14 protein-coding genes are annotated in these 6,193 nt (G+C 51.6%); all 14 read left to right on the top strand.

Annotated elements, in window-relative coordinates:
- Positions 1-133, top strand: a 133-nt coding sequence (gene tuf / locus K9N21_21000) for an elongation factor Tu (GenBank protein ID MCF8146393.1), incomplete at its 5' end; no start/stop codon positions are given.
- A gap of 14 nt (positions 134-147) precedes the next feature.
- Positions 148-456: a 30S ribosomal protein S10 gene (rpsJ, locus tag K9N21_20995; GenBank protein ID MCF8146392.1), complete on the top strand. Its 309-nt coding sequence runs from the start codon at positions 148-150 to the stop codon at positions 454-456.
- 57 nt (positions 457-513) lie between these two features.
- Positions 514-1,146 (top strand): 50S ribosomal protein L3, encoded by a 633-nt coding sequence (gene rplC / locus K9N21_20990; protein MCF8146391.1) that lies wholly within the window; start codon positions 514-516, stop codon positions 1,144-1,146.
- A 58-nt stretch (positions 1,147-1,204) separates the two neighbouring features.
- Complete coding sequence (gene rplD / locus K9N21_20985; protein MCF8146390.1) at positions 1,205-1,828, top strand: 50S ribosomal protein L4; 624 nt, start codon at positions 1,205-1,207, stop codon at positions 1,826-1,828.
- Complete coding sequence (locus K9N21_20980; GenBank protein ID MCF8146389.1) at positions 1,828-2,115, top strand: 50S ribosomal protein L23; 288 nt, start codon at positions 1,828-1,830, stop codon at positions 2,113-2,115. The genes rplD and K9N21_20980 overlap by 1 nt, the downstream gene beginning before the upstream one ends.
- Positions 2,116-2,247: 132 nt before the next feature.
- Positions 2,248-3,072 (top strand): 50S ribosomal protein L2, encoded by an 825-nt coding sequence (gene rplB / locus K9N21_20975; protein ID MCF8146388.1) that lies wholly within the window; start codon positions 2,248-2,250, stop codon positions 3,070-3,072.
- Between the two features lie 82 nt (positions 3,073-3,154).
- Positions 3,155-3,445 (top strand): 30S ribosomal protein S19, encoded by a 291-nt coding sequence (rpsS, locus tag K9N21_20970; GenBank protein ID MCF8146387.1) that lies wholly within the window; start codon positions 3,155-3,157, stop codon positions 3,443-3,445.
- 9 nt (positions 3,446-3,454) lie between these two features.
- A complete protein-coding gene (gene rplV, locus K9N21_20965; protein ID MCF8146386.1) occupies positions 3,455-3,787 on the top strand; it encodes a 50S ribosomal protein L22 in 333 nt (110 codons plus the stop codon).
- A 54-nt stretch (positions 3,788-3,841) separates the two neighbouring features.
- The gene (rpsC, locus tag K9N21_20960) at positions 3,842-4,486 is read left to right on the top strand and encodes a 30S ribosomal protein S3 (GenBank protein MCF8146385.1); all 645 of its coding nucleotides are present in this window, start codon (positions 3,842-3,844) and stop codon (positions 4,484-4,486) included.
- Positions 4,487-4,495: 9 nt separating this feature from the next.
- Positions 4,496-4,915, top strand: coding sequence for a 50S ribosomal protein L16 (rplP, locus tag K9N21_20955; GenBank protein MCF8146384.1), 420 nt, complete (start codon positions 4,496-4,498; stop codon positions 4,913-4,915).
- Entirely contained in the window at positions 4,912-5,127 is a 216-nt protein-coding gene (rpmC, locus tag K9N21_20950) for a 50S ribosomal protein L29 (GenBank protein ID MCF8146383.1), read from the top strand. Before rplP ends, rpmC begins: the two co-directional genes overlap by 4 nt.
- Positions 5,127-5,390, top strand: a complete 264-nt coding sequence (gene rpsQ / locus K9N21_20945; protein MCF8146382.1) for a 30S ribosomal protein S17 — start codon at positions 5,127-5,129, stop codon at positions 5,388-5,390. The genes rpmC and rpsQ overlap by 1 nt, the downstream gene beginning before the upstream one ends.
- A 21-nt stretch (positions 5,391-5,411) precedes the next feature.
- On the top strand, positions 5,412-5,780 hold the full coding sequence (gene rplN / locus K9N21_20940) for a 50S ribosomal protein L14 (protein MCF8146381.1): 369 nt from the start codon (positions 5,412-5,414) through the stop codon (positions 5,778-5,780).
- Between the two features lie 58 nt (positions 5,781-5,838).
- Complete coding sequence (rplX, locus tag K9N21_20935; GenBank protein ID MCF8146380.1) at positions 5,839-6,168, top strand: 50S ribosomal protein L24; 330 nt, start codon at positions 5,839-5,841, stop codon at positions 6,166-6,168.
- The last annotated feature ends 25 nt before the right edge of the window (positions 6,169-6,193 follow it).

Genomic DNA, 6,193 nt, shown 5'->3' with positions numbered 1-6,193 from the left:
GATGCCCGGAGACAATGTATCGATGGAGGTTGCCCTGATTACGCCGATAGCAATGGAGAAGGAGTTGCGGTTTGCCATTCGCGAGGGTGGCAGGACCGTTGGCGCGGGCGTTATCAGTGAGATTATCGAGTAAGGGAGAACGGTATGATAACCAACCAGAAGATTCGGATTCGATTAAAGGCCTATGACCATAAGCTATTGGACCAGTCTGCCATGGAGATTGTTGAAACGGCCAAGGAGACGGGCGCCAGGGTAGCCGGGCCTATTCCGCTCCCTACAATCATAAATAAATATTGTGTTCTCAGATCCCCCCATGTGGACAAGAAGTCGAGAGAGCAGTTCGAGATAAGAACACACAAGCGGTTACTGGATATATTGGAACCCACCCAGCAGACGGTAGACTCTCTCATGAAGCTTGATCTGGCGGCAGGGGTGGATGTGGAGATCAAACTATAGCGTTTCCAGATAATCGGGAACGATTACAGTGCAAGGTTCGTTTGGAGTTAAGTCACCATGATCAAAAAGCTTTTTGGCAAAAAAATCGGTATGACGAGTTACTTCCTCGAGGAGGGAAAAAGCGTGCCGGCAACGGTGCTGAAGATTGGACCTTGCGTGGTGGTACAGAAAAAGACCCGTGAAAAGGAGGGCTATAACGCCCTCCAGATCGGTTTCGGTCCTAAAAAAGAGAGCCGTGTAAACAAGCCCCTAAAGGGCCATTTCAAGGCGGTGGGAGACCGGTATTTCAGTCAATTGAGAGAGGTCAAAGTGGATGATCCGGAGGCCTTTCAATTGGGGGACGAAATCAGATCCGACATCTTCACTATCGGTGAATCCGTCCATGTGCGAGGGATCAGCAAGGGAAGGGGGTTCAGCGGGGTTATGAAGAGATGGGGATTTTCCGGAGGAAAGGCGACTCACGGGTCCCGGTCGCACAGAATCCCGGGATCCATAGGCGCCTGTGCAACCCCCGGAAAAGTTCAAAAAGGGAGGAAAATGCCGGGCAGGATGGGGAACCAGAATGTCACCATCAAAAATCTACAGGTTATTGATGTGCGACCGGAGATGGACCTGGTCTTGGTCAGGGGGGCGGTTCCCGGAACAACCAACAGTTTTCTTGAGATCTGGAAGGCCGGTGCCGGCAGCTGAGGCTGCGAATGCCTTCCGGTGGCGCATGGATTTGCAATCCTCAAGCTGAGGTGGATATATGACTGTGGCGGATGTATATAATCTTCAAAACGAAAAGGTTTCGGAAATTGAACTGAAGGATGAGGTGTTTGCCGTCCCTATAAAAAAGCATGTCCTCCACCAGGTGGTGGTGGGCCAGCTTTCAGGGCGAAGGGCCGGGACAGCCGCCACAAAGGGCCGGTCGGATGTCAAGAGTTCCGGAAGCAAGCTCTGGCGACAAAAAGGTACCGGCCGAGCCAGGGTCGGCGGGGCCGCGTCCCCGACTAGAAAGGGGGGCGGCGTGGCCTTTGGTCCTTCCCCTCGAGACTATTCACAGAAGATATCCAAGAAGGTGAGAAAATCGGCACTGCGCATGGCCCTGACCGATAAGGTTCAAGACAATCACCTGATTGTTGTTGAGAACTTCAGCCTTCCGGAAATCAAGACAAAGAAATTCGTGGAAACCCTGAGGCGGTTTGATGTCAGGAAGGCCCTGATCGTAACGGGCGAAAAGTCGGAAAACCTGGAGAAGTCCTCTAAAAACGTCCCTCAAGTAAAGGTGATGCGGTATGAGGGCTTGAATGTGTACGACCTGTTGAGATATGATCATCTATTTATCGAACAGCCCGCAGTACGGAAGATAGAGGAGGCATTGGTTTCATAGTGGATATCTATCAAGTCATCAAAGAGCCGCACATTACCGAAAAGGCCAATCTACAGAAAAGCGACACCAATCAGATCACCTTCAATGTGCACAGGGGCGCCAATAAGATAGAAATCAGGCAGGCTGTGGAGATCCTCCTCAAGACCAAGGTCCTGGATGTCAGGACAATGAATGTAAGGGGAAAACGCCGACGAATGGGAAAGACGACGGGGAGGCGACCCCACTGGAAAAAGGCGATCGTGAAACTGGCGCCCGGTCAAAACATAGAATTCTTTGAGGGGATGTAAGGTCCTTCGGTAGCTATCGGACACGTCAAATATGCAGACAGCCGTGGCCTATGCTGAAAGATATTCGTGCTGGAAGTGATACGCAGGTAAAGGACTCAGTAATAATTCTGGTGTAACGAAGCGGAGCAAAAAATGGGCATCAAACCTCACAAACCGACCTCGCCGGGAAGAAGATTTCAGACCTCTTCCGAGTTTGAGGAGATCACAAAACAGAAGCCCGAAAAGAGCCTTCTCAGGCCGTTGCTGAATAGGGGCGGCAGGAATTCGAACGGCCGCATCAGCGTTCGGCACAGGGGTGGAGGGCATAAGCGCGCGTACCGGCTGATAGATTTTAAGCGGGACAAAGACGGGATACCGGCAATAGTGGCATCTATCGAGTACGATCCGAACCGGTCTGCCAATATCGCCCTCCTCCACTATGTGGACGGAGAAAAGCGGTACATCCTGGCCCCTAACCGGATTCAGACGGGGGACCGGGTCCTGTCCGGAAAGGGTGCGGAAATCAGAAACGGCAATACCCTTCCCCTCCGGGATATCCCCCTGGGGACACATATCCACAATATCGAACTGAGCATCGGACATGGCGGTCAACTGGCGAGAAGCGCAGGGAGTTATTGCCAGTTAATGGCCAAGGAGGGGAAATATGCGCAGGTTAAGCTTCCCTCCGGAGAAGTTCGGATGGTGTTGCAGGATTGCAGGGCGACGATCGGGCAGGTAGGCAACCTGGACCATGAAAACATATCTATCGGCAAGGCAGGCAGGAATCGGTGGTTGAGAAAACGGCCTCGCGTGAGGGGCGTTGCCATGAATCCGGTGGATCATCCCCATGGGGGCGGCGAAGGAAAATCCTCCGGCGGAAGGCATCCTGTGACGCCGTGGGGGGTTCCGACCAAGGGGTACAGGACCCGGATCAGAAAAGAGAGTGACCGGCTTATTGTCAAACGCCGAACCAAATAGGGTGTATGGGTGGAGTATGTACGGGGAGAACCCGTCATCATCAAGATCATTAAGAATGTAGGATGCAGCAGGAGAAGAGATTTTGCCGAGATCTATTAAAAAGGGACCGTTTGTGGATGACCACCTACTTAAGAAGGTAGAAACGGCAAGTGATACGGGCAGGCGGCAGATCATAAAGACGTGGTCTCGCAGATCCACGATCCTTCCCGATTTTGTCGGGCTTACGTTTGCCGTTCACAACGGCAAGAAGTTTCTGCCGGTGTTTGTCTCGGAGGACATGGTCGGCCACAAATTGGGTGAATTTTCTCCTACAAGGACCTTCTATGGGCATGCAGGAGATAAAAAATCGAAGTTGAAAGGGAAGCAGAAATAAGGGGCTGAAATGGAAATAAGGGCAGCGGCAAGATTTGTCAGGATTTCGCCCCGCAAGGTTCGGCTCGTCATGGGGCAGGTCAAGGGGAAGAAGGCGGAAGAGGCGCTGAATGCGCTTGCTTTTGCACCTCAACGGGGTGCGGGAATCGTAAAGAAATTGATCCATTCGGCAGTAGCGAATGCCCAGGAAAACGCCGGCTTGGATGTGGACTCGCTTTATATCGCAAAGATATACGCTGATGAAGGTCCGACTTTGAAACGATGGCGGCCGCGGGCCCAGGGCCGCGCAACCAGAATACGGAAAAGAACCAGCCATCTGACGGTTGTTCTGGACGAGAAATAGATCGTGGATCGTTGATGCGTCGACGAGAGATTTTGTTCACGCTGGAGGTGTATATTGGGACAAAAAGTTCATCCGATCAGTTTTAGATTGGGGATCAACAGAAGTTGGGACTCGAAATGGTTCGCCAATGAGCAATACAGCGATTTTGTTCTTGAGGATTTCAATATCAGGAAATTCCTGAAGAAACGTGTTCTCCAGGCCGGCGTTTCAAGAATAGAGATTGAGAGGGCGGCGAATAAGGTCCGTGTGCGGATGCACGTGGCAAGGCCAGGAATTGTGATTGGCAAAAAGGGCGTGGAGATCGAAAAACTCAAGTCTGATTTGGAAAAGGAGATCAAGCGGGATGTGATCCTTGACATTCAGGAGGTGAGGAAAGCCGAGGTCGACGCCCAACTGGTTGCTGAAAGTGTTGCCATGCAGTTGGTACGGCGGATTGCCTTTCGACGGGCCATGAAGAAGAGCGTTACCTCTGCACTGAGATTCGGCGCACAGGGCATAAAGATTTCGTGCAGCGGCAGACTGGGTGGCGCTGAAATGGCACGACGGGAATGGTATAGAGAAGGACGGGTACCGCTCCACACGATCCGGGCCGATATTGATTACGGATTTGCAGAGGCCCACACGACATACGGGGTCATCGGTGTAAAAGTGATCATCTTTAAGGGTGAAATATTACCGAACAAGAATAGTAAGATTTAGGAAGATGTTATGCTGAGTCCAAAGAAGGTCAAATATCGAAAAAGGCAACGGGGCAGGATGAAGGGGAAGGCCTACCGAGGCAGTACCCTTGAATTCGGGGAATACGGGCTCAAGGCACTGGAATGCGGCCTGATGACCGCCCAGCAGATCGAATCGGCACGTATTGCGGTCACCCGGCACGTGAAGCGCGGCGGAAAGGTTTGGATTCGTATTTTTCCGGATAAGCCGATCGGCAAGAAGCCTCTCGAGACACGGATGGGCAAGGGGAAAGCCGCCCCGGATAAATGGGTGGCTGTGGTGAAGCCCGGAAGGGTCCTGTATGAATTAGAGGGCGTTCCGGAGAGTGTGGCGGGAGAGGCCTTCCGCCTGGCAGGGCACAAGCTCCCCTTTGCCACTAAATTTGTCAGCCGGGAGAACGTAACGTCATGAAGGCAAAGGAACTCAGAGAACTCAACCGAGAAGAGTTGACCGAAAAAGAGAGAGAGGCCAAGCAGGAGCTATTTAACCTGAGGTTCCAGAAAGCCACGGGCCAGTTGGGAAATACTGCGATTATTTCCAAGACAAAGAAAGATCTGGCGAGGGTGAAAACCGTGCTCAGGGAATTGTCGATGCAGGGGCAATCGGATAAAACGAGGGTATAATGGGAGAGCGTGGACAGAGAAAGAGACTGGTGGGTACGGTTGTAGGCAACCGAATGGACAAGACAGCTGTGATCCTGGTCGAACGGTTGATAAAGCATGCCGTATACAAGAAATATTTTAGACGGCGCGCAAAATATCTGGTCCATGATGCCGGAGATATCTGTGGAATCGGGGACAAGGTGCGGATTGTTGAATGTCGGCCCATCAGCAAGCGGAAGAGATGGCAGGTCGTCGATATTATAGAGAAGAGCCAAGCGGTTTAATGGTCCGCCGGAGTTGAGAAGATGATACAGACTGAAACGAGATTACGGGTGGCTGATAACTCTGGGGCCAAATCGGTCTCCTGTATTAAGGTGTTGGGTGGGTCCAAAAGGAGATACGCAACGGTTGGAGATATCATTGTGGTGGCCGTCAAAGAAGCCATGCCCAATTCCAAGGTAAAAAAGGGAGATGTTGTCCGTGCCGTGATTGTAAGGACTGCCAAGGAGATCCGCAGGATGGACGGAACTCATATCCGATTTGACGATAATTCCGCAGTCCTGATCAATGCCCAGGGAGAACCTATCGGGACCCGTATTTTCGGTCCTGTGGCAAGGGAATTGAGGGCCAAAAAATTCATGAAGATTATTTCACTGGCCCCGGAGGTCCTTTAAGCGGAGCCTATAAGCTGGATTTGGACGACGGCAATATCAGCGATGTGGAGCGATAAACGTGCGGAAAAAGCATCCTAAAATTAAGAAGAATGACAAGGTTATTATCCTTGCCGGAAAAGAAACAGGCAAGATCGGAACCGTGTTGAAGGTTGACAGTGAGAAGGGGCGCGTTCTTGTTGAAAAGGTGAATATGATTAAACGCCATTCCAAGCCAGGCGTCAAGACCGGCCAAGGGGGGATCGTTGAAAAGGAGGCGCCTTTAAACATCTCCAACGTGATGATTGTCTGTGATAAATGCACCGAACGAACGCGGGTTGGAAAGCGGGTACTTGAAGACGGTTCAAAGGTCCGTGTATGCCGGAAATGCGGCGAACCCATGGACAAATAGCTTTATTTATTTTGGATCGTCGATT

The organism is Deltaproteobacteria bacterium (assembly GCA_021737785.1).
Taxonomy (GTDB): Bacteria; Desulfobacterota; DSM-4660; order Desulfatiglandales; family Desulfatiglandaceae; genus AUK324.
The sequence above is the reverse complement of the archived record's forward strand: the minus strand, read 5'-3'. Positions and strand labels throughout refer to the sequence as shown.

What these genes read in the sequence shown, in the direction of transcription:
- rplC (MCF8146391.1), top strand. Translation starts at nt 514, where the DNA reads ATGATCAAAAAGCTTTTTGGCAAAAAAATCGGTATGACGAGTTACTTC.
- rplD (MCF8146390.1), top strand. Translation starts at nt 1,205, where the DNA reads ATGACTGTGGCGGATGTATATAATCTTCAAAACGAAAAGGTTTCGGAA.
- rplB (MCF8146388.1), top strand. Translation starts at nt 2,248, where the DNA reads ATGGGCATCAAACCTCACAAACCGACCTCGCCGGGAAGAAGATTTCAG.
- rplV (MCF8146386.1), top strand. Translation starts at nt 3,455, where the DNA reads ATGGAAATAAGGGCAGCGGCAAGATTTGTCAGGATTTCGCCCCGCAAG.
- rplP (MCF8146384.1), top strand. Translation starts at nt 4,496, where the DNA reads ATGCTGAGTCCAAAGAAGGTCAAATATCGAAAAAGGCAACGGGGCAGG.
- rpmC (MCF8146383.1), top strand. Translation starts at nt 4,912, where the DNA reads ATGAAGGCAAAGGAACTCAGAGAACTCAACCGAGAAGAGTTGACCGAA.
- rpsQ (MCF8146382.1), top strand. Translation starts at nt 5,127, where the DNA reads ATGGGAGAGCGTGGACAGAGAAAGAGACTGGTGGGTACGGTTGTAGGC.
- rplN (MCF8146381.1), top strand. Translation starts at nt 5,412, where the DNA reads ATGATACAGACTGAAACGAGATTACGGGTGGCTGATAACTCTGGGGCC.